The organism is Mesotoga sp. BH458_6_3_2_1 (genome assembly GCF_003664995.1).
In the GTDB taxonomy this organism is placed as follows: Bacteria; Thermotogota; Thermotogae; order Petrotogales; family Kosmotogaceae; genus Mesotoga.
Genome location: NZ_JFHL01000029.1, coordinates 46,180 through 71,533, shown reverse-complemented (window position 1 = coordinate 71,533; position 25,354 = coordinate 46,180). Strand labels below are relative to the sequence as shown.

The window sequence follows — 25,354 nt, the reverse complement described above, 5'->3', positions numbered from 1 at the left end:
GAAAACACTTCCGGAATCCACTCTCTTTGTCAGCACTGCTTTGTGGGTGATAGAATCTTATTATTGGGAGGATATCTATGAGAATCACGCTTTTCATCGGGCCTTCGGCCTCAGGAAAAACAGAAAGAATGCTTCAAGAGCTTGAGGCAGTGCACAGGAAAGACCCGTTTTCCTATTTTTTTGTCGGCCCTTCCGGCGATCATGTCAGATATGTCAGAGAAAGCTTCATTTCACGAGTTGGAACGATTCCTGCTTCCAGATTTCTTGCGATGGATCAGTTTGCCGTCGAGCTTTTCAGCGCACTTAATCCGGCATCGATCCATGTAGGAAACCATCTGATAAGGATGGAGATAGGCGATATTCTCGATCAAATCGGAAGAGAGGAACTCGCTGATTCGCCGGTATTCGTCGATTATCTGCTTGAAATGGTGCACGATGTAAAGGAAAACGGCGGTTTTGGTGAGATATTCTCTGAAGACGATGAGGTGTCGGCGATTCTCGAGTCAATATATGTCGAGCTCCAAAAAAGACTATCAAAGAAGGGAATCTTTGACACTTTCGATGCTTACACTCAAATAGATGACTGCGAAAGGGATCTCAGATCCGGGGAGTTTGGCAGGTACTTATTCCTTGATGGGTTCCACGACTTCAGTCACGCTCTTAAGCATTTCTTCAAGGCCGTAATTCCAGCTTATGACGAGGTTTTCATTACCGTTCCTCAAGAGCCCGGAAAGGAGTTCCTGTTTTCGAATATCGATTCGATTCTGGAAACGGTAGATGAAATAGGCGAGAATCTACCCGAACTGGAGATCAGGAGGATTTTTTTCGAGAAGACATCCCCTTCCAGCGAATTCGAGAGTTTCAAAGACTCTCTTTTCTCATCCTCAAGCGGGAAGCATGCCTGCGGATCGGTCGATGTTGTTGTTTATCCCGATATCTTTGCGGAGATCGAGGGCATATCAAGGTTTGTGAAGTCCCTGCTCATATCGGGGTACGAACCGGGCGACATTTCAGTTGTCGCTTCTGACTTCTTCGCTTACAGAAAACTGCTTTCGGGAAAGCTCCGGGAGTATGGAGTTCCCAGCAGAATTGAAGGCGACGAGCAGCTCTACTCGTCGCTCTCAATCAGAAGGTTGATTCTTCCTCTGGAGACTGCCGTGCAAGGTTTCCCGCCTGATAAGATCATCGCAATGGGCGACTGCGGTTATGGAGGAGAAATCGATTCGAGATTTCTTGAGTCCGTATCTTCAATGTCCAGAATAATATACGAGAGGGCAGGTCTCAGGCTCTCGCACCAAAAGAGAAAACTCTCATGGCAGGAACACCTTGGAAGGCTTGTTCATCATATTGAAGCAAGGCGCGAGGCAATAATCTCACTGGCCGAGGATGAGCTTGAACTGAGCGCTGCTGAAGAGCTTGCCGGGATCGTTGAACGTATTAAGGGCGATCTCCTGCCCGCCATTGAGAAGATTTTCGCCGTTCTTGAACCTTTCAAGAGCTTGAGAAAGAGGGCGGTGGGAAGTTATCGTGAAATGTTGATTGCCTGGGAGAGGGAACTCTCACTGACAGATACCTTCAACGAGTATCAGGATGATTTGCAGGAGCAAGAATTAGCGGCAGTCAGAAGGCTCTTTGATCACACTCTCACCGATCTCGAGAGACTACTCAAGTTCATGGGCAAGGAGCTGATCTCTCCGCATGAGTACTACCGATATCTGATGCTTGTGCTCAGGCATGACAAATTCCCTCTTTCGAGGAGCAAAGCAAACAGAGTCGAAGTGCAATCTCTAATAAATTCACGCTTTTCGAAGAAGAAGATCAAGCTCTTTGCCGGCTTCGTGGACGGCGCATACCCTCATGTCAGTTTGAATCCATTGTATAGTTTCACCCAGTTTGGGGAAATCAAGCCCAGGGATCTTCTTCTGGATGAGGAGATGCACCAGAGACTGAATCTCCACATATCAGTAAGTTCGGCACTTGAGTCTGTAAGGTTTACTCTGCCCGAATCAACGGTTGACGGCGAACCAATTCTTCCATCTCCTTACCTGAAGAGTGTTTTGGAGAGTTCGGGGGGTGAAATCGTTCGGGAGGGGAGAAGGGCAGGCAGAAGATTCGGATATATTCCGGAACTGGGGTCATCTATGAGTGAATCAGAGCTGAAGATTGCGGCAGCAAGACTGTTCAGAAGCGAGGCATGGAACGAGCTTAAGGAATTCGGACCACTGAAGCCGCTCGATTCAGTCCTTTCCCATTTTCGAAGAGAGTTGAGCTGGTCTGTCGAAAACACAGGAGACCTTGGCAGGATCGTCGGAAAGGTTTTCTCATTCTCGCGTCTGAAGTCCTACGACGATTGCCCGTTTTCATTCTTTCTTTCCTACGTTGTAGGCCTCGATGTCCCTTTAGAAAGGATTTTTGAGTTGACAGCCCTCGATGAGGGGAACATTTTCCATTCCGTTCTTCGAGATTTCTTTTCCGGAAAGAACAGGGACTGGCAGAGCTCTCTATCTGAGAATATCTCTAGACACCTGATGCACGATAGCAAGGTAGTCTTTCGGTTTGAATTCGAAAGACTTAAGGAGATTCTCAGAGACTACATTACGGAAAGAGAATCCAGAAAACCGAACTTCATGCAGGGAGATTTCGTTCCTTTCGCTTTCGAGAAAGCCTTCGGAATTGGAGATACGAAACCGGTCGAACTGCAGTCTGACTTCTTCTTGAGAGGCAAAATCGATCGACTTGATCTCGATGAATCGAGCCGCGCAATGTATCTCATAGATTACAAGAGAGGCGACAGCGGTGACGAGAAGCAGCTTCTCCTGTATTCACTCGTTGCAGACAGGCTCTTTCAAGAAAAAGGATACTATGTTGCAGGCGGGGTTTTCAAGACACTGATCGGAAGGGTAGTTAACAAATCTGCCTTCAGAACGATTTCTTCGGACGAAGAGAAGTCCTGGGAGTTTGCGAACAAGAGAAAAGCAGAAAGAATCTTTAGAGAGTCTCAGCTTTTTCAATGGCTCGGAAAGATAACCGAAGGAGTCTATTCGGGCAGATTTCCGCCCTCGTTCATCCGTTCTTCACACCAATGCTACAACTGCAAATTCGCAGCAGTCAAGAGAGCGATCACCTGGAGGGAAGGTGAGTCAGATAGTGAATAGCGACATGTTTGTCACCGCTTCTGCCGGTACAGGAAAAACATATACGCTGGTTAAGGAGTATGTCGGGGTATTTGAAAGAGCATTCAGGCTTGGCGAGCAGCTTGACGTCCACAACGTGGTTGCAATTACCTTCACCAATAAGGCTGCAAGAGAAATGAAGGACCGTGTGATAAGCGAATTCGATCTCAGGATCTCCCAAAGTGAACCGGGCAAGTGGAAGTTCTTGAGAAGCAAGCTCTCATACGCCTGGATCTCTACCATTCACTCTTTCTGCGAAAGGATATTGAGGGAGTGCGCCCTCTTCGCGGGAATCGATCCGGGATTTCAGATTATCAAAGGAATGAGGAGATCTTCACTTGAGGAAAAGGTTGTCAGGACCTACTTCGAAGAAAATCTGGAATCCATTGAGCCGCTCATTCGGTTGATGGGACTCGATAAGGCGTTTAAGCTGATGAAAGATGCATTGTCAAGGGAGAGGCACTCATTCTATCTTAACCCCTCTCCCGTTGAATATTCAGGCAGAGATCTGGGCTCGGATGCAGAAATAATCATCGATGGTTCTAAGTCTTTCGCGGAATCTTACAGGGCAGTTTTGTCTGATTATGAAATGAGAACTACGGGGTCCGGGCTACTGGACTTCGATCAACTCCTAACCAGAACGAGAGATCTTCTGCTGAAGATGCCTGATGTGCAGCAGAAGTACAGCAATCGATTCAAATACATCTTTGTTGACGAATTTCAGGATACAGATGAACTTCAAAACGAAATAATCGGATTACTCAAGGCCGAGGGCAAGAACAATGTCTTCTTCGTAGGAGATGCCAAGCAATCCATATACCGTTTCAGAGGAGCCGACGTCTCGGTCTTCAACAAGACAATGGAGACCTTCAAAAGAAGCGGAGCGGGTGTCAAGAATCTCCGGATCAATAGACGCTCACATCCCGACCTTGTCTCATTCCAGAACAGATTTTTCAAGAGAGTGATGCAAGAGAAAGCTGAAGGCCGGTTCTTTCGTTCAGTTTATGGGGAAGACGTCGAATCGATCCCGTACGAAATTGATACTAACGCCTCAAGAGTGAGAATAATTGTCAGCGAGACCTCGGACGACTCAAAAGGAGTGGCAAAGTCTATAAGGGCGCTTCTCGAAGAGGAGATTGTTTTCAGAAACAAGTCAGGAGAATGCGTCAAACGCAAAATTACTCCTGGAGACATTGCAATCCTCTTGAGAACATTTTCCAGAGTTTCGAGTTACGAAGGAGCTCTCGAAGAGATGAATATTCCCTTTTACACCATCGGCAGCAGAAATTTCTACGAAAGGCCTGAGGTAACAGGTCCCCTATCCTGGCTTGATCTCCTAGTCGATCCCTTGAATGACACCAATCTCGCATCGTTCTTGCTATCACCGGCTTTTGGAGCTACGCTTGATGAAATGCTCTCTCTGAGGGCTAGACAGGACATGAGAGGTGTTCCACTGTATTTCGTTCTGCAGGAAAGCAACGCTGAAAGATTCGTCCAGTTGAAGGAGTTACTCGATAGATTCGGGAAGCTCAAGCATATGCTCTCACCAAGCGAAATTCTCCAGAGATTTGTCGATGAAACGGAGTATCTGGCAAAGCTGGCGACACTTAAGTCGGGCGAGAGAATGATTGCCAACGTGAAGAAGCTCATTGAGCTAGCTCAGGACCTTGATAGAATGGGTAGTTCGCTCCGCGAGCTTTCCTCAAACCTCAGGGCCTTTGTCGACTCGAGCGATGAATCTGAAGCTACTATCGAGACAGAAGAGTCAGACAGCGTCAAGATACTTACTGTTCACAAGTCGAAGGGACTGGAGTTTCCCATTGCCGTAATTGGTGACATGTACTGGAAAAAAAGAAACTCTAGCAAGCGCCTCTTCTTTGATGAGAAGGGATTTCTCATAACAAAGAGTAAGCCTGACAGAGATGAGGAAGGCCGAATTGGGCATCTGGCAAGAGAAGAAGAGGAAAAGGAACTGGAAGAAGAGAAGCGGACACTTTACGTTGCCTTATCACGGGCACGTGAAATGCTTATCCTCAGCTTGAACGGGAAGGGAGACTCTTCACGACCATGGTCAATCTTGCTTTCAGGATCTCTGCTCGAGCCGGAAAGCGGCGAGATAAACAGTCTCTTGAAGGAAATAGCCGAACCGTTCTTTCCAGACGAATTTGCTTCCATTGAGGACAAATCCTCCATAACTGAATTCTCTTTGCCGAAAATCACGTCCGTGATGCCGGTTGCCGATTCCTCATACATCAAATATCTCTCGCCGACCTTCATAACTTCTGATTACGAGGCCGAGTTCGAAACTGCATCGGATGCCACAAGTCCGGACCTCGTTAAGCGAACGGCAAATATCGGGTTACTGGCCCACAGCATCCTGGAATCGCTGGGAATGAAAAACACTAAAGGCCATCCCCTAACTCTGAAATCGATCATCGATGGAGGAAGACCGGTCTCAGTTGACAGGGTTAGCTTTAGCGACAATGATCTGACTGAAGTGAAGAGAGTTCTCTCCGGACTGGTCGAACATCGAATCATCAAGGATATTGAAGATTCCGAAAGAGTGTTAAGCGAATTCCACTTTCAACATGGATTTGGGAAGTATGTTTTGATCGGAATTGTTGATAAACTATACTTGAAGGATGGAAGGTGGAGGATTGTAGATTTCAAATACGCGAACTGGAGTCCCGGCTTCATTGAGAAGTACCGATTCCAGATGCGGTTCTACCTCTACATTCTCAGAGATCTCTTGTCCCCCGTTGAAGCAACACTTTTATTTCTCAAAGACGGAAAGGCAGAGAAGATTGTACTTGAAGATCAAGTGAGCTTCGAGGCGGAACTCCTTCAAATGATCTCAAAAGCCGGAGGCGATACGAATGAACCTTAAACCAACACGTCGCTCTTTTATGATCAGGTACTTCATTTATCCTTACTATTTCCTTCTGGGAATCGTTTTCTATCTGAATTTTGATCTGTCGGGCATAGACGGAAACAATCGTCTTTTTCTCATAGGAATCTGGATAGCCTTGACAGTAATTCCAGGAATTCTTCTGGCTTTCTCCCGAAGGAGATTCGGCTGGTTCTTCTGGCCGGCGCTCTTGAATGCTGCCGGCTGGTTGATAAGATATGTTTTCCCCGAGAAGACCTACAACGATCTCAAACCGCTCTTCGACAACGGACCGGTGCTTCTTTTCATAGTTGCAGGGCTGCTAGGCGTCGTCTTCGTGGAGATTTACAGAACGTCTTTCAAGTACGATCTCAGCGATGCCGGAGTAGAGATTACCCACGGAATGTTCAGCGCAAACTCCCATATGATTGTCGCCAGACACATTACGAACGTCATGCTAAAGAGAAACTTCTTCGAACTCATAATGGGAGTTGGTCACGTGATTCCAGTAACCTCGTCTGGAATGGGCTCAGGAGACAGAGGGGTAATGGGCGGCTTTACAACCGATGCCGGTACTCAGAACGTTCGCGGAGGAGCCTTTGTGGGAAGCGTCAGCACTGAAAAAGAGTTTGTTGCAAACCCGGCTAACTGCATATACGGCATATCGAAACCGAAAGATGTAATGGAGAAACTAAAGGAAATGGTTTTATAAAGAAGATTAATGGCGTGCCCGGGGCGATTTGAACGCCCGGCCTCCAGATCCGCAGTCTAGCGCTCTATCCAGCTGAGCTACGGGCACCCATAAACAATATAATGGCGGAGAGAGAGGGATTCGAACCCTCGGAGGGTATAAACCCTCACGTGCTTAGCAGGCACGCGCCTTCGGCCTCTCGGCCATCTCTCCACCCTACAGAGTTCATTCTATCACGGTGAGGTTGCGGTGTCAATACAACTTAGGTCCTGAAAGGCTCTTCAAAAGACACTCGTTAAGCGTTTCACAACTCTCCTATCTTATCTCTTTGCGTTTGAATCGCTGCAATGAGCGATACGGTTTTTCCGCCGAAGCACCGACTGTTTGATGGAATCGAGCCAGCTTGATTCAAAGAAAGGCTGGCAAGAAAGTGGTCAATCTTTCAATGTGAAGGTACAATCATTCAGTAGTTTCGTCCAATGGTTTTTGACTGATGAGTCTGTGCATGTCGCTGTTCAACACAGACCGTTTATCAGTGAGGAGGGATGTTTTCGGGATAAAGGCAGAAGTGGATTTCGTAGTCCGGGATGAATTGATTGCAATAATTCATTGTTCAATGCAATAATCGCTTGGAGCAAACAATGATGAAGGAGTGTGAACGGATTGACGATAAGAGAAGTTGAACCAAGAGATGCCGCAGGTCTCAAGGATATCATCGTCGATATCGGATGGTTCAAGAACAAGGGTATTGAAGAGGAAACATACTTGAAGAGAATCGAAAAGATGGTTCAGTGGAGTATGGAGAAAGATGATCACCTCATTCTCGTTGCAGAAGAGGGAAACGAGTTGACAGGATACGCCAGCGTGCATTTCATGCCTTATCTATTCATGGGCGGAGCCGAGGGTTATGTTGGGGAGTTGTTTGTGAAGACACTCTGGCGGGGAAAGGGTATCGGAGGAGAGCTCCTGAGAAGGGCTGTAAATGAATCCGAGAAGAGAGGCTGCTCCCGGATAAGGCTGATAAACATCAGATCGAGAGAGTCCTATCGCCGTGGATTCTACTCGAAACAGGGTTGGCAAGAAAGAACCGACGCTGCCGACTTCATGCTCACATTGAACGAATCGAACTGAACTGATCAAGCAATTTGCAGCTATGGAGAGTTGAATCGCATAGACTTCAAAAACTATGTATCTTATTCAGTGTTCTAGAGCTTACGGTCATCTTCACGCCGCAGAGCGCTCATGCGAAGCCTACCATGGAAGCCCGCGGCGTGCTTTCGCTATCTGGCTCTCTTGAAAGCACTACAAAGTCCTTAGTTTTAGGATAGTATCGACTTCACGGACGCCCGATTTGTCGATCGGGAAAGGGTCTATAATCTATCTAGAAGGCAAAGAGGTGATTATTCTGGAGTATTTTGAGAAACTGCTGATCAGAATAGGACTTGTTTGAATTACGGTGACGCTTGTTCAATTCTGCTGCGAAGACTCGGTCTGCACCTCGGAAGACTGCCGAGAGATATTCACATAAACCGTAGCGATTTAGAATTGTGGTTCCCGATCACTTCCGGACTAATCGTGAGTGTTATAATTGCGGGAGCCCTTGGCTCTGGAGAATAATCAGAAGATTGTTCTCATCGACGGAGGAAAAATGGATACTGTCTACTTACGGGTGAATTCCGAGAACCCCGATGAAACTAGTCTAAAGAAGGCTGCAGAACTAATCCGGAAAGGCGAACTGGTCGTTTTTCCTACGGAGACCGTATATGGGTTGGGCGCAAATTCCTTTGACGAAACTGCCATCATGAAGGTTTTTGAGGCAAAAGGCAGGCCCCAGGACAACCCGCTTATAATACACATTTCCAACATGGAGATGTTGAAAGAAGTCGTGTCACAGGATGTCGGAAGTTTTTCGGCTCTGATGAATCTGGTATGGCCAGGGCCGGTGACGTTGATCTTCGATAAAAACAAGGAAATACCTAACTCAGTTACCGCAGGCCTGAAGAGCGTGGCCGTAAGATTTCCTTCCCACCCGGTGGCCCAAGAACTGATACGACTATCGGGCGTTCCTATCGCAGCGCCTAGCGCAAATCTTTCAGGCAGACCAAGCCCTACAATGGAAGAACATGTGATCGAAGACATGGACGAAAGAGTAAGCTGCATAATCCTTTCGGGTCCGACGGTTTTCGGACTGGAATCAACGATTATTGATCTCTCAAGAGGAAGACCCTCTCTTTTGAGACCTGGCCCGATCGACCCGGATCAACTGAAGGGAGTTCTTCCAGATCTTCATGTTCCGGAATTTGTTTCGGGCAGAAAAGAGTATCTTGGTGATCCGATGTCACCGGGTTTGAAATACCGGCATTATTCTCCAGACATTCCATTGATACTCGTCGAAGGAGAGACCGGCATGGTTGTCGCGAAGGTGGGGATACTGGCTGGAAGAAAGAAGTCTCTCGTTCTTTGCTCTGAAGAAATGAAGGATTATTATCCCGTTCAGGTCAAGAAGGTCGTTCTCGGTTCGAGAGACAACCTCCTTGAGGTTGCATCGAATCTCTTCAAAGAACTGAGAAATAAAGAGAACATGGAATACTCTCAGATCATTGCCGAGCCTTTCCCTGAAACAGGTGTGGGACTTGCGATTATGAACAGGCTGAGGAAGGCTGCCTGGAAAATTGAAAGAGCTTAGAATTCCGACTCGGGGAGAGTGGTCAGTTTGAAAGGAAGACTCAAGAATCTTTCGGGAGAGATCTTCGTAGTGCTAGGAACGGTTCTCGTCGCAGTGGCTTTCTACCTCGTCTTTACCTGGGGCGACAGGGCCGTGACTATGATTGAGATAACCGTGGTCGAGAAAGTTGACAATTCCGAAGCTGGAAAATCTGATTATAGGGTCATGGCAGATACCGGAGAGGAATTCGTGATTCAGAACGCCGAAAGCCAGGGCTTCTATGGTGCTTCAAAGGTCTTCAAGATGCTTGAAGTCGGAGGAACCTATCAGGCACTCGTGACGGGAAGAAGAATACCTATTCTTGGAATGAAGAGAAATATCATCGAGGCGATCCCCTCTCCTTGATCTACTCGAAAGAGAAACCATCTTCCAGTAAGCCGACACAAGCTCTCGTTACCGAACCATCGTAAAGAGTACCTGCTCCGGAAGTGATCTCTTCTATCGCCACCTCTACTCCAAGTGCTGGCCTGTAGGGTCTGTGCGACGAAATAGCTTCGACAACATCTGCGACAGCGATTATTCTTGCCGGCATGAGTGTCTCCTCTCCCTTTAGCCCAAAGGGGTATCCAGAACCGTTTAACCTCTCATGGTGTTGAATCACGTAGTCGGCAATCGGAAAATCAAACTCAATTTCCTTTAGAACTTCATAGCCAAGCCGAGAGTGCTCTTTGATCATCTCAAACTCTATATGATTGAGTCTCCCGGGTTTGCTTAGAATCTCGGAAGGGATCCAGAGTTTCCCGATATCGTGGAGAAGGCCACTTATCCTTATGTTCTCGCAAAGTCTATTTTCAAGTCCCATTCTCCTGGAAATCGAGGCTGCGAGAAGCCCCACTTTTCTCTGATGCCCCGAAGTGTAGGGATCTCTGATCTCCACGATTCTAGAAAGCGCATTAATTGTGCTTGTGAAGGTAGCCTCAAGTTTCTCCTTACTCTCCTCGGCCTCTCTTCTCGCGACTCTTAGATCGGTAACATCTGAGATGAAGCCCTCAACGAAAGGCTCATCTTCAGCAGTGCCCCTGATTACTTTCCCCCTTTCCAGTACGTGTTTGACAAGGCCGGACTTGGTTACGATTCTATACTCAATCTCATAATGATCGTCCCTGGTGAAAGACTCCTGTATGCTTTTCCATACCATTTCCCTGTCTTCCGAAAGGATTAGATCAGCATATGATAGTTTTTCGTTTCCGATTATTTCCTCTGGTCTATAACCTGCAAGATCAGCCAATCCCCCGCTGACAACTTCCATAGTCCAGTCTCTGTCGTTCTTGCATCGGAAGGCAATTCCAGGAAGGTTTGCGAAGAGCCTACCTAGCTCCAATGTGCTCTTCTGCAGGTCCTTGCTCCCTCCAGACGATTCATCAAAGTCATTGAATACGATGGCGATGACATTTGAAGAAAGCCTTGTGATCGATACGTTTTTCCAGATTTCGCCTTTTGCATCTGAATCCCGTTTTGGTTCTATGCGAAGCGAAATACCGGTTCTGTTTACTTGCTGGATGGCAGCCAATATGCCGAATTCCCTGACCACGGGAAACACACGTTCAAAGTCCATCCCAATGACAGCTTCTCTCAGAAGACCTTCTATTTTGAGCGCAGCCGGATTGGCATCGATTACTTTGCAGCGTCCCTCGATTGTCAATCCACACAGAATTATGCCATTTCTTAAGAACGAAAAGAAGTCTCGGCAATCATCGGTACTTATAAAATTACTCTTGTCGAACGCTCCTCCAGCACTTTTTTCGCTGTTAGGTCTCAAGTTTGAAACACTCATTTTCATCTCCCGATAAATACCCACCGATGATAACATCAATTGACTATCCGTACCAAGTGATCGACACAGTTCAACCATACTAATTTCGAGGTCCGCTAATCAGTGCGCTCCTCAACGATTCGACCGATCCTTTGAAGCCAGTCATACTGTCAGAAGAAAGCATCGAATCTACTATGGCTTCGGCGCACGCCCAGACAGCTGCCCCGAATATTTCACTGATCGTGTTCCCTTCGTTCATAAAGCTCTGCTCGGACAGACTGTACTCTCTGGATGTAGTGAAAGCAAGTGAAATGTCTCCACTTCCATGGTGCCCTGGAGCTCCAAGTATCCCTATCGCAAGATTCATGTGGCGCGTTACTCTCTTCAACTGATGTGGCATCAAAGGCAGATCTGTTCCCAGGATCATGATGAGAGATCCTTTCTCCCTATCGGAATCTTGTAGCTTGGGACGCAATTCCATAGAAGGAATTCTAAGGTCGGACGATTTTCCGAAATTCGAAAGAACGAGAACCCCCAAAGTGTATTTCCTCCCTCCGAACTCTATGATTCTCGAAGACGAACCGATCCCACCCTTATAACCAAAGCAGACCATCCCGGTCCCCGCGCCACAGCTGCCGAGCTGGAAATCCCTTTTCGCGTTCCCGACCGCGTCGGCAACCATCTCTTCCTTTATCGCCAGCGCTCGAATTTCGTTTAAATAGCCATCGTTGCACTCCATGACGACTACGTTGAGCGACGACAATTCAGCATTGCTCTCAAGGGCGAGTCTTACAGCACCCTGATGTACGGCTCCAATTGAAAGCGTGTTGGTCAAAAAGATATCGGTCTCGATGGTCCCGAGTTCTTCTATCTGAATAAGTCCCATCGACTTTCCATAACCGTTGAATACGCTGGAAGCTGCCGGTACGGGTCTTTCATATACGGAAAGAATCCTTATGACGCTTATTCCCGTTCGTAGACATCTAGGTGAATCCTCAATCAAAGTGTAATGCCCGACTCTTATTCCCTCAAGATCGGTGATCTTGTTCAAAGTCCCCGTTTCGTACCCGTCTCCCGGGCGAGCAAGCTCTCTAAATCTCATCTCTTCACCTATCTTTCGATAATCGATATTGGATCCTGCTTCGAAATCAAACATCTTGCCGTGAGTACTCCGGCCAATAGTACAACAAAGGTCATTACAGAGATTCTGAAGAGCGTCCCGGGAACCACGATCGACGAAATATACAGTCCCTGCAGAAAGGCAAATCTAAAAATATGCCAGCAGGCCGTTGCCAGAAGATATCCAGTTGCTGCACCTGTGAAAAGCACCAATGAAAGCTCTCCGAAAAAGAGAAGACCGATCTCATCTCTCCTCTGCCCCAAGATGTTTCTAATTGATATCTCACTCCGTCTTGCCAAGGTCACCCTTGTAACGGTAACCACGCCGATTATTGTGACGACGAAGAACTGAAGATAAATGATAATCGAAGAAATCAATTCCAAGAACTGCGTCTCGGCACGGATCTTCAACTCGAAAGTCCTCCTGTCGACCACTTCCAACTGACCGACCTCCGAGGCGAAACGTCTGATCTCTCCTGCAAGATTACGATCATCGTACAATACCAGGAGACCTTCAGATTCTGTTCTGTCTTCAACAAGAACACCGGCGAGGCTTTCGAGATTTGTCAGAACCTCCACCGAAGAGTAATCCAGCCCCCTGACGGAACCATTCACAATCAAGTCGAAAAGGCTCCTGCTAACATATAGCGTACCGGCCACCGGGTCTTCGTCGAATACTGAGAGAAATCTCGAATGCTCAGTAGATACCACTGGAATGAAGAGTTTCGTGGTGCCGAACATAAGCTTTACATCCGAGTAGAGAAGATCGGCAGGAAGGACAGCCGTTGACCTCGATGAAATCTCTTCTGGAAGCCTGAGATCCTCCAATTCCGAGTTCTGAATATAAGAACATCGATCGAACAGCCGGCCGCTGTCTCGAACAGTGTCCGTCAATGAAGATAGAAGCGAACCAAAAACAGTCACTAGCACGGCAAACGCGATGATGTTCACAAAAAGTGATCTGTAGCCGTCGCTTCTCAGAGGAAATTGGAGCCAGGGCAAACCTACATTCCTGAATCTGTTCTTAAGCAGACCGACTCTTTCTTCAGAGCTCTTCAGAAGACCGACGAGATCTCTTCTCAGATGTCTCCCAATCAATATCTGAGATAGAACAATTGTGGTGAACGGTATGAATAACGTGCAAATGGAAGAGATGGTGCTGTCGCCTATGTAAAGACCATTAGGCGTGAAAAAGCGATCTTCGAATAGTGAAAGAACGGCTCCACCCGCAAGGAGGCCCAAGATCCAACCGGCAATTCCCTGATAAACCGACTCCAGAAAGAGTCTTACCTTCAGACTCCCGGGAGAATGCCCTATGGCGGCAAGAATAGCATACTCCTTTCTTCTTTCACGAATGCTTACCGAATTAAGCATTGTAAGAGCAATTATGAAAACCAGAGCGACAAAAAGATTTGTCAAGAAGACTCCCAAATAGTAACTTGCGTACTGCCTCTTAAGTGTCTCCCGGGAAGAAACAGGTCCACTAATCGAAACTGAAAGCTCTTCTCCGATGATCCTTGATCTCAGCTCGTTTTCAACTGCTATTAGGAACCCATCTTCAGCGAATACCAGAAAGCCAAAGGACCCCTTACCCCTTGAAATTCCCGACGGCCCCAGTCCAAACACCGAGGATCCTTCCAGAGATGCGACCACTTCATATAGACCGACGCTCGACATTTCGGAGATTTCCTCATAAACATTTCCCAGATCTACTCCTGCGGCTCTTAGAAATGAATCGGAGACAATGATTTCATTTGTCCCCGGAGCAAATACCGCCCCTTCTGAGATGTAGGCATTGCTCTCCCGCAGCATCCGAGATATCTCTGTCTGCTTGATTCCATAAACAGGGAAATTGGCTCTTGCACTTCCGAAAAGGTTGTAGCCGAGATAGGCTATGTCTACCGGGATAGCATCTGAAAGACCAAATACGTCTTGAAAAACCTCGATGAGACTGCTGTCAATAGATTCGTCTCTCCCGCTTTCAGAGAGATACTGTACCGTAATCCAGCTTTCGTTGATCTTTGATATCCTGCTTCTCGTCTCTCCGAAGGACAGAAAGATTGAGCTAATCACAAGGCTCATTGATACACCGAGAGCGACAACGAATATGAAAACCAGAATTCTGCCCGGCCTTCTTTTGAGATATAACCACATGTATTTAAGCATTCACCCCAACCTCATAGACCTGGCCATTCTCCACTCTGAGTCTTCTTCTGAAATCCCCAATAATCTCAGACGAATGAGAAACGAGTATCAGAGTCGCACCTGACTTCGAACAATAAGACTTCAGGAGCTCTATTACCCTGCTGCCATTCTCGTCATCAAGGGAAGCTGTCGGTTCATCGGCGAAAACAACTTTCGGACTTGCTATCAATGCTCTTGCCACAGCTACTCTTTGACTCTGTCCAAGTGAGAGCTCATACGGGAATCGCTTGAGGAGTTCGTTCAATCCAAGCGCAGTAGTGATTTCTTCGAGTCTCTTTCTTGCTCCTCGTTTTTCTTTCAGGGGGAGCATAATATTCTCCATGACAGTTAGGTGGTTTATCAAAAAGTGCTCTTGAAACACAAATCCGAACTCTTTGCGTCGGAGCTCGGCTTTTGCGGAAGGAGTCAGAGCTGTAAGCTCCTTGCCTTCGTATTTTACTTCTCCGCGACTTGGCTCCTTCAGTGTGCTCATAATGAAGAGAAGCGATGACTTCCCCGAACCAGAAGGCCCGAATATCCCAACTTCATCTCCCTTCTCTATCTTGAGGTCTGTCGATTTGAGCGCCGCCAGAGCCTGCTTCTTCGTCTCATATATCAATGCGACTTCCTTCAATTCGAACATCCTACTTCCTCCCTTTGATAAAACCTACTGTGATTATCCCACAAACACTCCGTGCTGGAAAACTTGCCGAAAGAGAAAAAAGAGGCAATAGTATGATATATACTGTTCTATACGGAGGTGAACGATGAAGATAATGATCGATATAGATGACATTCTTACGGACTTCAATCGAGCCTTTCTAGGTATCGCCCACGAAATGTTCGAAGAAGTTCCGCTAGAGGCAGAAGTCAGGGTCTGGGATTTCTGGAAAAGCGTCCCCAACCTCACGCTTGAGATGGAAGAAAAGGTGTGGGAAGTCATAAGAAATACAGAGAATTTCTATGAATCGCTGCCTCCATATGCTTCACAGGAGGACTTGATGAGGCTCGGCGATTTGATTGCCGAAGGTCGCCACGAATTCTACTTTATTACATCGCGATTCCCGACTAAGGGAAGAAACGTTCAGATACAATCTCAGAGATGGATTCAGAAGGAGATTGACGAACCGGTTTCGGTAATTGTAAGCTCCAGAAAGGGTGAGCTATGTGAAGTTCTGGGCATTGAATACGCCGTTGATGACGCTCCGCATCATATTGAGAACCTTCTCGATCACGGCATCAATACTTACATTATGGATTGGCCATACAACAGACATATCGAACATCGGCTTAGAGTAAAGAGTCTTGGGGAGTTTCTAGATTTTATACTTATCTGAAAAGATCTGGAGGTGGGAAACATGAGAAAGCTGCTTCTTTCTCTTCTTCTGATTGCTTTTGCGACGATGGTCTGCTTTGCAGGAACTGCCTGGGAGGATCAGATTGTCTATTTCATTATGATAGACCGTTTTTCGAACGGCGATCCGACCAACGATGACATGGGATATGGAGAATCCGGCAGCGACAACTCGAGATATAACGGCGGAGATCTCAAGGGAATAATCGACAAATTGGATTATGTCAAAAGACTGGGCGCAACGGCCATATGGATTACCCCTCCCGTTGCCAATCAGTGGTGGAATCCTTGGGCAAACTACGGAGGCTACCACGGATACTGGGCAAGAGATTTCAAGAGAGTCGACGAACACTTTGGCGACATCGAGCTATACAGGAAATTGGTGAAAGAAGCTCACGAAAAGGGTTTGCTGGTGATTCAGGACATTGTTCCGAACCATGTCGGTGATTACTTCCGCTTCGTGAATGGAGAGTTCGAGTTGAACACAGAAAGCATACCGACATCTTCTCCTGAGCAATATCCATTCTCCCTGAACGACTTCGAAGATAACGAGACTGATCAAATATATCACTGGACGCCGGATATCTCTGACTTCAACGATCAATACCAGAAACTCAATTATCAGATGTCGGGCCTCGACGACCTCAACACCGAGAATACGGCGGTTGTCACGGCCCTCAAGGACTCCTTCACTTTCTGGATAGAAGAGGCCGATATCGATGGCTTCAGAATCGACACGGCAATTTATGCTCCTATGGAGTTCTGGAAAGAGTTCCTGAACGGTGAGGCTGGGGTCTACGAAGTTGCCACCAGGAATGACAAAACGGAGTTTCTTACCTTTGGAGAGGCATGGGTGAGGAGCGATCCCTTCGACGACAGCGGAGAAATCGTGATTGGAGAGTTCTTTGATGCCGGCATGAACGCAATGCTCGATTTTCCGTTGAACATTGAGCTCAGAAGTGTGTTCAAAGAAGGGAAAGCCACTGCAAATCTAGGATACAGGCTTGAAGTTAGACAGAGCAGACTCGATCAGACAAGGCTCTTAACCTTCATAGATAATCACGATATGGAGCGGTTCCTGAAAGGGGGAGGACTCGCGAGCCTCAAACAGGCGTTAGCTTTCATCTTCACAATCCCTGGAATTCCGGTGATCTATTACGGCACAGAACAAGGATTCTTCGAGACAAGAGCCACTATGTTTGCCGAAGGCTTTCAGTCTGGCGGAATAGACCATTTTGACACTCAGTCGGAGCTTTACAACTATGTAAGGGATCTTTCGAAACTAAGACAGGAGTACCCGGTCTTCAGATATGGAACAATCGAGATCTTGAAATCGGACTCCAATGGACCCGGAATCTTTGCCTACCGACTCGAACACAACGGCGACAAGATATTTGTGATAATGAACACTGCGGGTGAAAGAAGAGTTCTCGCAAATATGAAAAGCGGACTGGAAGAGGGCCAGGTCATCGAGCCGATCTACACGTTCAACTCGCTGGCAAAGGGTTATCCCGTCGAAAGAGAAGGGAAGCTCGTTATGTCAATGAATCCTCGTTCAGTCTACGTGGGAATCGCTTCGGATGAGTCTCGCGAAATCGAGATTCCGAATATTGAGTTCAAGGCAGATCTCGAAGATCATCAAAAGATAGACTCGACTTACACTATAACAGGCACCGCATCAGGAGCATCATCGGCAAAGATAATATTCGACACGAAAATTGAAGAAGCGGAAGACATTGAGATCGTAGACGGAAAATGGTCTTACGAATGGGATATATCTAAATTCGATCCGGGAATTCATTCAATTCTATTTAAGATTTACGGTGAGACAAGAAGAGAATCAATTTACAGTGACGACTACACCGTAATACTAGACATCCCTGAATTGCTTCTGGCATCTCTTGCCGATCCCGAAGACGACGACAGAGGCCCTCAGGGAAGATATGAGTATCCTACAGACATTACTTTCAAGAACCAGATGGATCTTCTCGGAGCAAATGTAAAACAGATCGGGGCTTCGCTGGTCTTGGGAATGAAGATAAAGGATCTGACTGACTCATGGGGACCACAAAACGGATTTGATCACGTTACATTCCAGATCTTCATAGACGACCCAGACAAGAAGGGCGCTACAGTCCTGCCGTTCCAGAATGCATCCATGCCCGATGGGCTAGATTGGGATTACTTCATCTTCGCAAACGGTTGGTCCATAGTTGCATACTCCGCAGAGGGAAGCGGTCCCGGATCTTTCGGAACTGCCATTTCACCAACTCCCCTCGTCCAGACAAACAAGATGAACAACGAAGTCATTCTAAGGATCGCCGGGGATACTATCGGAAGGCCAGATGATTTGAAGGGATTCAACATTTACATAACCACCTGGGACTTCGACGGAATTGAAGCAGTTTATCGCGATATTTATCCCGAGCCAAAAAGCTATCATTTCGGAGGAGGAAACAAGGAAGATCCGTATGTTATGGACGATATTTTGATCAAGATAGACTAGAAGACTGAGAATAGACTAATATCCGGATGTCTGGAGGCAACTATGCTTTTCACTATGGCTGTGATCTTTGCTGTGATAGTCACTGCACTTCTGATAAAGTACTTGAGCAGGGAAGACGATGGAAAACAGAAAGAGGAAGAGAGTGAGATCACTTTCAGTCAGCATGCGATTCTGAGAATGAATGAAAGAGATATCGAGCCGGAAAGGATACTGAGAGTTCTCAAAGAGGGCCGTGAAGTAGAGATTACCAACTACAACAGAATGAAGATAATGGATGAAGAAATTACTGTGATACTTGAGAAGAAGCTTGCCAACTTCGAAGTAATCACGGTATATTGGAATAGTGGTGATCGAGAAACCCCACCGTTTGATGTCTAGTACATAATTTCCAGCACCACTGACGGAAGAGGCGTCTCGATTTGCCCGCTGATTGGAACTGCAACCTAAGGTTTTTCAGAGGAATGGGGACTATATGGAAGAAAATAAGAACAAAGTTGTCGAGTTGCTCAAACAATACATGTCTACGCCTGAGGACGAACCTTCAAGGGGGTTATCATATCTTAAGGAAGCAGTATTCATCCTTAATGGTCAGGGTAAGACTCTCGCTGCGCATGAGATTCTTGAGAAAGAGCTAAGGAAATTTGAAGACAACTCGACAGTAGAGATGGCCATTTTGTTGAATATGATGATTAAACTGAGTACTCTTGTTGGAGATTTCGCGAGCGCGATAGAACACTCGAAGAGGGCCCAGGTTATATGCACGGAAAAGAATGAAAGAGAACTGCTCACGAAAGTCATTATTAACACTTCGGGACTTTACTTCAAAATGAAGGACTACGACAAGGCATTGATGTGTGCAAACAAGGCCCTTCAAATGGCCAAGAAAAACGGTGACGAGATCAATGCCGCCTGCTGCCTAAATAATATCGCTATTATTCATGAAAACGGAGAGACAGGAGAGTCGGGTATTCCCTATCTTGAAGAGGCAGTGAAGATCAAGGAAAAGCACAGTATGAATACGGAGCTCCCCAGCAGCTATATGAACCTTGCCGAACTGTATTACGATTCGGAACGAAAAGCAGAAGCAGCAGAGCTTCTCGAAAAAGCCAGGAAAATCGCCAAAGCGACCGAAAACGAGTATGCAATTGCCGAGACCATGAAATACGAAGCCCGTTTCTTGAAAGGCGAGGGAGATCTCGCCTCCGCTATGAACCTGCTTGAGCAAGTCAGGGAATACCATCAAGAAAATGGTAACAAGACTGAATTGCTGGGAGTGCTGAACGACATCTCTTCAGTATATGAGTTGATGGGAGACTCGAAAGATGCCTTAAACATATTCAAACAGATCACGGAATTAAGCCGGAGCATTTTCAAGGAAGAACAGGCAAGGTCGATTGCCCAGCTGGAATCATCATTCGAGGCGAGGGAAAAACTGAAGGAAATTAACTACCTTGCCGAGCAAAACAAGAGACTCAGAACTGTCAATGAAGAGATATCCGAGAAAAACAACGAACTCCAGGAAATGAAAGCCAAGCTGGAGGAAATCAATAAACTTCTGGAAAAGCAAGCGGAAACTGACCCGCTGACCGGGCTGTTGAATCACAGGAAGATGAAATCAGTACTGGACAGTGAGATCTCCAGAGCAGAGAGATACGAAACTCCCCTTACAATGATAATGATTGACCTGGACAACTTCAAATCAATCAATGACTCTTACGGGCATTTGAAGGGCGACGAGCTACTCGCTGCCATAGGGAAACTGATTAGATCGTCTATAAGGAAGAATGATTTCGCTTTCAGATACGGTGGCGAGGAGTTTCTAATCCTCCTTCCTTCGGCGGATATGCGAAGGACGACGGATGTCTACTCAAGATTGAAGGAGTCTCTTCGGGAGCATCTTGAAATACCTGTCTCTTTCAGTGCAGGTGCAAGACAGTGGAAAGGTGAGTCCTCTGACGAATTCATCTCCATTGTGGACAAATTGCTCTACGAAGCAAAAGCAAGGGGAAAGGACAGACTCCAGATAAGTGAAGCGGCTATTTGAGAAAGGTGGATGAAATGGGCCAGACAGATTACGAGAAAAGCTACACAGATTACTATGAAGAATATCTTTCGAAGGATGAGTCGTGTGTCGGGGAAAGGCTGTCGCTTCTCAGAAAGTTCCAGCAAGCTCTGCTTAACTCGGGAGAGACTTTAGTCGCCTTCGAAACTGTGAGCAGAGAACTTGAGAAATTCCGTGGACAGACTTCCCGGGAGCTCGGTCTTGCCTACAACGGTATGATAAGAATCAGTTGTCAATCGGGCGAGTTTTCAAGGGCTCTCGAATATGCTTCCGATGCAATTGACGTCTTCAACGAATTGGGAGATGAAAAGCCTTTGTCGATGATCTACAACAACATCGCCGGCGTCTACTTGAAAATGGGAGATTACGAGAAATCGCTGGAATATGCGGAAAAGGCGATTGGCCTTGCCGAAAGGGACAACGACGAGCTATCTCTTGCCAAGTATCTCAACAATAAGGGAATAGCTATCGAAAACATTACGGAAGATGGTAGAGGTGCCCAGTTCATCAGAAAGTCGATTGAAATCAAAGAGAGAAACTCTCTTAAGAGAGATCTTCCCAACAGCTATATGAACCTCGCCGACATCTTCCTGTATACCGGAAGAGAGGATGAGGCAGTTGACCTCCTAAGGAAAGCCCGTGAGGTAGCAAACCAAAATTGTGATGATTACTCTCTTGCAGAAATTTGTCGTTACGAAGCCGAATACTACAAGGCGACGGGAGACTTTGATTCTGCTTTGGCCTCTCTCGAAGATTCACTGGAGTATCACAGATCGAAGGGGAACAAATCCGAAATCTTTCAAAAGCTAAAGGCTATCTCCGAGATCCAGGAGGCGAAAGGTGATGTTGAGGGAGCCCTGGAACTGTACAGGGAGATGGCAAGATTGAATTCCGAGATATTCAGGGAAGAAGAAGCCAGAGTGATTGCAAAGCTGGGAGCATCATTTGCCGCTATGCAGAAGCTAAGGGAAATTGAGAACATGACTGCAAGAAACAAAGAGCTCTCAGAAGCCAACAAACTGATCGACAGAAAGAACGAAGAGCTCATGAACATGCAAAGAGAATTGAAGTCTGCTAACGATCTCCTGAAGCAAAGAACCGAGACAGATCCCTTAACCGGCCTTATGAACCAGAAGAAGATGTTTGAAGTAGTGGAGTACGAAATAAATAGGGCCAGGAGATACGGAGATGCGCTCTCAATTATCATGCTTGACATAGATAACTTTAAGGAGCTCAATGACCGGCTCGGCCATCTGAAGGGAGACGAGATACTCGAAATCTTTTCTTCGCTTATCGTCTCAGAAATAAGGAAGATTGACTATGCTTTCAGGTATGGAGGAGAAGAGTTTGTAATACTACTACCTTCCACTGCTCTGGAAGGCGCGACTTCTACGGCGAAAAGAATTCGAAACTCGGTTGAGGAAACGGATGATCTACCGATTACCTTCAGTGCCGGTGTGACAGAATGGCAGTCTGAATCTGCTCAAGGATTACTGCTTAGAGTTGACAAACTTATGTATCAAGCGAAGAGCAAGGGAAAGAACAGAATAGAATCTTAGAGAACTCCTGACTGAGACCCAAGAAAGAATGTCCGACTCTTAGGTGAATTGACCAAAGCCATGTTTGTTCAAGGGCAAAGCTCCAGGCTTTTCAATGTGAAATTGGAGAAATATCGATCAATGGAGTGCTGTTTACTGAACTTGCAGACCCTGTCGGCAACCTGGCAAGGTTCGTCTGCCTTTCCGGAGGGCATGACGCCAAAGTCTCAGTCGGAAAGCGTTGCCTCCACCAGCCTTCATGACCAGTAGATTCTTCACAGTAGGTTGGTGAGGCCGCGGTAAAGGATCGTCGGCTGAACCAAACCACTCTTAGTGAGCTTAATCTATAAAACCTGAAGGCAATTACGATGTCTTTAACCAACTTAGGCGATGAGCTTGCAAAGAAGATGTACCGGATACTAGTGCATGACTTGGAAAGATAGTCCGGTCGTCAGATCTGGAAAGAGTCCCACATTTTACTGCCTTAAACTGGTTCTGCAGAAGCAATCAAAGTCGGTAGAAGGATTCTGAAGAAACCGAAAGCTTCCTGAGCCCTTTCACGAAATGATTCTGTGGTCTTGCTCAGTGGCTGGGGAAGAGAGTGGCCGATTTTTGCTCAAAGAGCTGAAGAGCATATTTACTGAGGGAAAGCATTTTGAGGAAGAGAACGGAAAAGGAGTAGCTGTTTTGTTCATGATTGTTTTGAACGATGGAGTACCTCGGGTTTCACTGACTGACGAACCATCAGAAGAAAAGGAGGGAACATGAGAGTAGTATTTCTTGGAACAGCGGCATACGAGGGACATCCGAATGTGTTTTGTGACTGCGAGAACTGCAGAAAAGTTATGGAAGCCGGTAGTAGGAATTTCCGGCTCACTTCGGCCGTGCATGTCGATAACGATCTATTAATTGACTTCGGACCAAATATTATGGCCGGAGCTCATGAAGCCGGAGTCACACTTTTCAATGTGAAGACGCTGTTAATAACTCATTCCCATTCAGATCATCTCTATTTGCCAAACTTCGGTTACAGAATGAACAGATACAACGCTTCATATGATAGACTTCCCACATTAACTATTCTGGCGAATTCAACGGTTCTCTCAATGATTTCCAGTTCGCTATACTTCGACCCGGACAAGACAGTGCTAATAGAAGCAGAACCCTACAAGGAAGTCGTGGTAAATGGGTGCAGCATCTTCCCCGTACCCGCCGTTCACAAAGTGAAGGAGGGCGAGCAGCCCTATTTGTTCCTGCTCAAAAAAGGGGGCAAATCCTTTTTTTATGCTACCGACACAGGACCGATTGATGAATCTTCACTTAAGCTGTTGAGAGAATTTCTCGACGACCCGGTAGATATTGTCGCATTAGATTCGACTCTAGGATTTATGAAGGAGATTACCTTTCCTTACCATCACACCGCGGAACAGGTAATCACTACAATGCACAAAATGAGGGAGATAGGGATAATAGACGGCAGTAGTCTCTTAGTAGCTCATCATTTTTCTCACTATCCAAATCCACCGCAAAGAGATCTCGAAGAGTTTTACGGGCGATTCGGAATCTCTGTGGCAAGTGACGGTCTCTTGCTTGATATTTAGCTAATGCATCAGGCGAGAAGCAAGGTTTTCGGAATCGCATAATACTGTCATTTCGAACCTTATCCGGGATCTGGGCCTTTGAAAACCGAGGTTGGGGTAAGCAGGTAGGGGGTAGGAAAGAGCGAAAGGTCAGTTGCAAGTTCCGAGTTGAGTAAGAATAACAAGAACGGGGATTGGGGTACGGAGTCGGAGGTCGGAAGAACAACACAAACTCGTTGGCCGTTGAACGGTTCTCCGTTAGCCGAGAAGAGCCGCTTGTCGCTTGCTAAGAGACGCTGCACGCTGGAAAGACCGGGGTTGGGGGTTGGCAAAGAAAGATGTTCTTCGTTCCAGAGCGAGGATCTGTTCTTAGTTCCTGGCCGAGGTCATGATTCAAGAGCGTTTGGCCTCTAGCCAGTTATGAACGGAATGATGGCCCTTCTTGCTTTGCGTCATCCTGGAATGACTTTGTCCAGGATCTCGGTCCTTGAAACAGCTGCAAGTGTTATGTTGCATGTTGTCCGATTGTGATGACCCGCTTCTATCAACCCGAGCTTTCTAACCCGTTCTCTGTAACCCGCTCCTAGAATCGGCTCTTCTTCCCGCGAAGCGGAACTGGCCTTTGCCAAGCAAAGACCGGCCGGGCGAAGCCAGACTGGCCTGCTTAAGCAGACTTGCATCGATATTTCTCGTCTTCTCGTGAGCGAAGCGGGCGTCTCGAAATGCTCTTTCTCGGTTTTTCACGGCGATCAGCGGGTTCTTGTCCCTAAGCGAACGGTAGTTTTTTGGAGCGAGGTCCCTGCATAGGACATTGCGTATGCGACTTCTTACTCCGTGTCAAGTTCTTTTGATCTTCAAGAGCCACTTTTACGTCTTTTCAATCCTCTTTGGACAACAAGACGTGCTATTCGCTCGAAACCATCAGTCATGACAACGAGATCATCCTCCTGCACGTTTTCCAGGAAGATATCGATCAACTCTGAGAAGTTTTTCGAAAACTCCTTGAAGACAGCTTCTCCTTTCCGTGTGAGCTTGATTATCGTTACTCTTCTGTCTCTTTCGGATTTCTCCCGTCCAACATAACTCTTGTTTTCAAGATCGTCTACCAGTACTGTAATATTGCTCTTCGTCATCAAATAAGCCTTTGCAAGGGCAGACATGTTCTGAGGACCCTTGAGACCAATATATAGAAGTAAATAAAATTCCATTGTCTTGAGTTCAGCAGCCTCGTTACTGTAGGAAATAAACTGCGTAAAATTCCTGAGCAAGTCGAAAACAGTCTCGAGTATGGCCGGTTTGTCAGTCTTATCATCTTCGATCACCGTAAAACGCCTCCAATCGTAGTTTTCAGAGTAAGAATTCTCAATTATTATTGGAAGTTACGGAACACACTCGCGACTTTTCCCTATCGGTTGGCACAATCTATTATGAAAGTCCAATTGAGGCGAATTACTTTTTGCTCCAGTACCATCCTTCGCCATTCTAACACCGGTGTCCGTAAATTCGCTCTTTCAGCTATAGATCGTTAACCGTAGCAAATCTTTGATTCGAGATCTTCCTTCAAGAAGAAAACACTAAGGACAGAACATTTTGGCAGCACGAATCATAAAGTTTACGTCATGATAGCTGCTGACCTTCTTAATAACGAACTTCGTAGGGATTTGTTCTTTCTTTTACTTACCTTTCAAGGCTTAATGGAAGTTGGCGCAAGCTCCTCTCAGGACGCGGCACCTCTTTGGGCTCGTTAGTGGGATATGAATAGAATCGTACTTCAGGGTTGTA

General features: G+C 46.5%; 20 protein-coding genes and 2 tRNA genes. 14 read left to right on the top strand and 8 right to left on the bottom strand.

What is annotated here, in order from left to right; genetic code table 11:
* The first annotated feature begins 77 nt into the window (after positions 1 to 77).
* From Y697_RS13045 to Y697_RS13035, 3 genes are read left to right on the top strand one after another with little or no spacing between them, the layout of a single operon-like run.
* Entirely contained in the window at positions 78 to 3,155 is a 3,078-nt protein-coding gene (locus tag Y697_RS13045; RefSeq protein ID WP_121552220.1) for a PD-(D/E)XK nuclease family protein, read from the top strand.
* Positions 3,136 to 6,060, top strand: a complete 2,925-nt coding sequence (locus Y697_RS13040) for an exodeoxyribonuclease V subunit beta (protein WP_259462572.1) — start codon at positions 3,136 to 3,138, stop codon at positions 6,058 to 6,060. The genes Y697_RS13045 and Y697_RS13040 overlap by 20 nt, the downstream gene beginning before the upstream one ends.
* Positions 6,050 to 6,772, top strand: a complete 723-nt coding sequence (locus Y697_RS13035; protein WP_121552218.1) for a PH domain-containing protein — start codon at positions 6,050 to 6,052, stop codon at positions 6,770 to 6,772. The genes Y697_RS13040 and Y697_RS13035 overlap by 11 nt, the downstream gene beginning before the upstream one ends.
* A 10-nt stretch (positions 6,773 to 6,782) precedes the next feature.
* Here the strand turns inward: Y697_RS13035 and Y697_RS13030 are convergent.
* Positions 6,783 to 6,859: transfer RNA gene (locus Y697_RS13030), tRNA-Arg, on the bottom strand.
* A 15-nt stretch (positions 6,860 to 6,874) separates the two neighbouring features.
* Positions 6,875 to 6,964, bottom strand: a tRNA-Ser gene (locus Y697_RS13025).
* A gap of 450 nt (positions 6,965 to 7,414) precedes the next feature.
* On the opposite strand from Y697_RS13025, the gene Y697_RS13020 reads away from it, so the two are divergent.
* The 4 genes from Y697_RS13020 to Y697_RS13005 all read left to right on the top strand — a co-directional run bounded on the left by Y697_RS13020 (position 7,415) and on the right by Y697_RS13005 (position 9,821).
* Positions 7,415 to 7,882 (top strand): GNAT family N-acetyltransferase, encoded by a 468-nt coding sequence (locus tag Y697_RS13020; RefSeq protein ID WP_121552216.1) that lies wholly within the window; start codon positions 7,415 to 7,417, stop codon positions 7,880 to 7,882.
* Between the two features lie 315 nt (positions 7,883 to 8,197).
* The gene (locus Y697_RS15045) at positions 8,198 to 8,368 is read left to right on the top strand and encodes a DUF2905 family protein (protein ID WP_183083821.1); all 171 of its coding nucleotides are present in this window, start codon (positions 8,198 to 8,200) and stop codon (positions 8,366 to 8,368) included.
* A gap of 31 nt (positions 8,369 to 8,399) precedes the next feature.
* Positions 8,400 to 9,437: an L-threonylcarbamoyladenylate synthase gene (locus tag Y697_RS13010; RefSeq protein WP_121552214.1), complete on the top strand. Its 1,038-nt coding sequence runs from the start codon at positions 8,400 to 8,402 to the stop codon at positions 9,435 to 9,437.
* Positions 9,438 to 9,464: 27 nt separating this feature from the next.
* Positions 9,465 to 9,821, top strand: coding sequence for a hypothetical protein (locus Y697_RS13005; protein WP_121552213.1), 357 nt, complete (start codon positions 9,465 to 9,467; stop codon positions 9,819 to 9,821).
* A 1-nt stretch (position 9,822) separates the two neighbouring features.
* On the opposite strand, the gene Y697_RS13000 is transcribed toward Y697_RS13005, so the two are convergent.
* The 4 genes from Y697_RS13000 to Y697_RS12985 form a co-directional block, all read right to left on the bottom strand.
* Complete coding sequence (locus Y697_RS13000) at positions 9,823 to 11,250, bottom strand: HD domain-containing phosphohydrolase (RefSeq protein WP_259462570.1); 1,428 nt, start codon at positions 11,248 to 11,250, stop codon at positions 9,823 to 9,825.
* 79 nt (positions 11,251 to 11,329) lie between these two features.
* Positions 11,330 to 12,385 carry a P1 family peptidase gene (locus Y697_RS12995; protein ID WP_259462569.1) on the bottom strand — a complete coding sequence of 352 codons (1,056 nt, stop codon included), beginning with the start codon at positions 12,383 to 12,385 and terminating at the stop codon, positions 11,330 to 11,332.
* On the bottom strand, positions 12,340 to 14,514 hold the full coding sequence (locus Y697_RS12990) for an ABC transporter permease (protein WP_121552211.1): 2,175 nt from the start codon (positions 14,512 to 14,514) through the stop codon (positions 12,340 to 12,342). Before Y697_RS12990 ends, Y697_RS12995 begins: the two co-directional genes overlap by 46 nt.
* Entirely contained in the window at positions 14,507 to 15,175 is a 669-nt protein-coding gene (locus Y697_RS12985) for an ABC transporter ATP-binding protein (protein ID WP_121552209.1), read from the bottom strand. The genes Y697_RS12990 and Y697_RS12985 overlap by 8 nt, the downstream gene beginning before the upstream one ends.
* A gap of 124 nt (positions 15,176 to 15,299) precedes the next feature.
* Here Y697_RS12985 and Y697_RS12980 point away from each other — a divergent pair, with 124 nt between their 5' ends.
* From Y697_RS12980 to Y697_RS12950, 7 genes are all read left to right on the top strand, one after another.
* Positions 15,300 to 15,869 (top strand): 5' nucleotidase, NT5C type, encoded by a 570-nt coding sequence (locus Y697_RS12980; RefSeq protein ID WP_121552207.1) that lies wholly within the window; start codon positions 15,300 to 15,302, stop codon positions 15,867 to 15,869.
* Positions 15,870 to 15,890: 21 nt separating this feature from the next.
* The gene (locus tag Y697_RS12975) at positions 15,891 to 18,392 is read left to right on the top strand and encodes an alpha-amylase family glycosyl hydrolase (RefSeq protein WP_121552205.1); all 2,502 of its coding nucleotides are present in this window, start codon (positions 15,891 to 15,893) and stop codon (positions 18,390 to 18,392) included.
* A gap of 42 nt (positions 18,393 to 18,434) precedes the next feature.
* Complete coding sequence (locus tag Y697_RS12970; RefSeq protein WP_121552203.1) at positions 18,435 to 18,770, top strand: DUF4258 domain-containing protein; 336 nt, start codon at positions 18,435 to 18,437, stop codon at positions 18,768 to 18,770.
* A gap of 94 nt (positions 18,771 to 18,864) precedes the next feature.
* Complete coding sequence (locus Y697_RS12965) at positions 18,865 to 20,436, top strand: GGDEF domain-containing protein (protein WP_121552201.1); 1,572 nt, start codon at positions 18,865 to 18,867, stop codon at positions 20,434 to 20,436.
* A gap of 14 nt (positions 20,437 to 20,450) precedes the next feature.
* Complete coding sequence (locus Y697_RS12960; protein WP_121552496.1) at positions 20,451 to 22,013, top strand: GGDEF domain-containing protein; 1,563 nt, start codon at positions 20,451 to 20,453, stop codon at positions 22,011 to 22,013.
* 564 nt (positions 22,014 to 22,577) lie between these two features.
* A complete protein-coding gene (locus Y697_RS12955; protein ID WP_121552199.1) occupies positions 22,578 to 22,760 on the top strand; it encodes a hypothetical protein in 183 nt (60 codons plus the stop codon).
* Positions 22,757 to 23,593: an MBL fold metallo-hydrolase gene (locus Y697_RS12950; protein WP_121552197.1), complete on the top strand. Its 837-nt coding sequence runs from the start codon at positions 22,757 to 22,759 to the stop codon at positions 23,591 to 23,593. The genes Y697_RS12955 and Y697_RS12950 overlap by 4 nt, the downstream gene beginning before the upstream one ends.
* A 431-nt stretch (positions 23,594 to 24,024) precedes the next feature.
* Here Y697_RS12950 and Y697_RS14770 read toward each other — a convergent pair whose 3' ends face one another.
* Positions 24,025 to 24,201 carry a hypothetical protein gene (locus tag Y697_RS14770; protein ID WP_183083820.1) on the bottom strand — a complete coding sequence of 59 codons (177 nt, stop codon included), beginning with the start codon at positions 24,199 to 24,201 and terminating at the stop codon, positions 24,025 to 24,027.
* Between the two features lie 225 nt (positions 24,202 to 24,426).
* The gene (locus Y697_RS12940) at positions 24,427 to 24,894 is read right to left on the bottom strand and encodes a MarR family winged helix-turn-helix transcriptional regulator (protein WP_259462568.1); all 468 of its coding nucleotides are present in this window, start codon (positions 24,892 to 24,894) and stop codon (positions 24,427 to 24,429) included.
* Between the last annotated feature and the right edge of the window lie 460 nt (positions 24,895 to 25,354).

Excerpts from the sequence above, each read along its gene's own strand:
- Y697_RS12975 (WP_121552205.1), top strand. The coding sequence starts at position 15,891 with ATGAGAAAGCTGCTTCTTTCTCTTCTTCTGATTGCTTTTGCGACGATG.
- Y697_RS13035 (WP_121552218.1), top strand. The coding sequence starts at position 6,050 with ATGAACCTTAAACCAACACGTCGCTCTTTTATGATCAGGTACTTCATT.
- Y697_RS12990 (WP_121552211.1), bottom strand. The coding sequence starts at position 14,514 with ATGCTTAAATACATGTGGTTATATCTCAAAAGAAGGCCGGGCAGAATT.
- Y697_RS12950 (WP_121552197.1), top strand. The coding sequence starts at position 22,757 with ATGAGAGTAGTATTTCTTGGAACAGCGGCATACGAGGGACATCCGAAT.
- Y697_RS13000 (WP_259462570.1), bottom strand. The coding sequence starts at position 11,250 with ATGAGTGTTTCAAACTTGAGACCTAACAGCGAAAAAAGTGCTGGAGGA.
- Y697_RS12995 (WP_259462569.1), bottom strand. The coding sequence starts at position 12,385 with ATGTTTGATTTCGAAGCAGGATCCAATATCGATTATCGAAAGATAGGT.
- Y697_RS12960 (WP_121552496.1), top strand. The coding sequence starts at position 20,451 with ATGGGCCAGACAGATTACGAGAAAAGCTACACAGATTACTATGAAGAA.
- Y697_RS12970 (WP_121552203.1), top strand. The coding sequence starts at position 18,435 with ATGCTTTTCACTATGGCTGTGATCTTTGCTGTGATAGTCACTGCACTT.
- Y697_RS12980 (WP_121552207.1), top strand. The coding sequence starts at position 15,300 with ATGAAGATAATGATCGATATAGATGACATTCTTACGGACTTCAATCGA.
- Y697_RS12965 (WP_121552201.1), top strand. The coding sequence starts at position 18,865 with ATGGAAGAAAATAAGAACAAAGTTGTCGAGTTGCTCAAACAATACATG.
- Y697_RS13045 (WP_121552220.1), top strand. The coding sequence starts at position 78 with ATGAGAATCACGCTTTTCATCGGGCCTTCGGCCTCAGGAAAAACAGAA.
- Y697_RS13010 (WP_121552214.1), top strand. The coding sequence starts at position 8,400 with ATGGATACTGTCTACTTACGGGTGAATTCCGAGAACCCCGATGAAACT.
- Y697_RS12985 (WP_121552209.1), bottom strand. The coding sequence starts at position 15,175 with ATGTTCGAATTGAAGGAAGTCGCATTGATATATGAGACGAAGAAGCAG.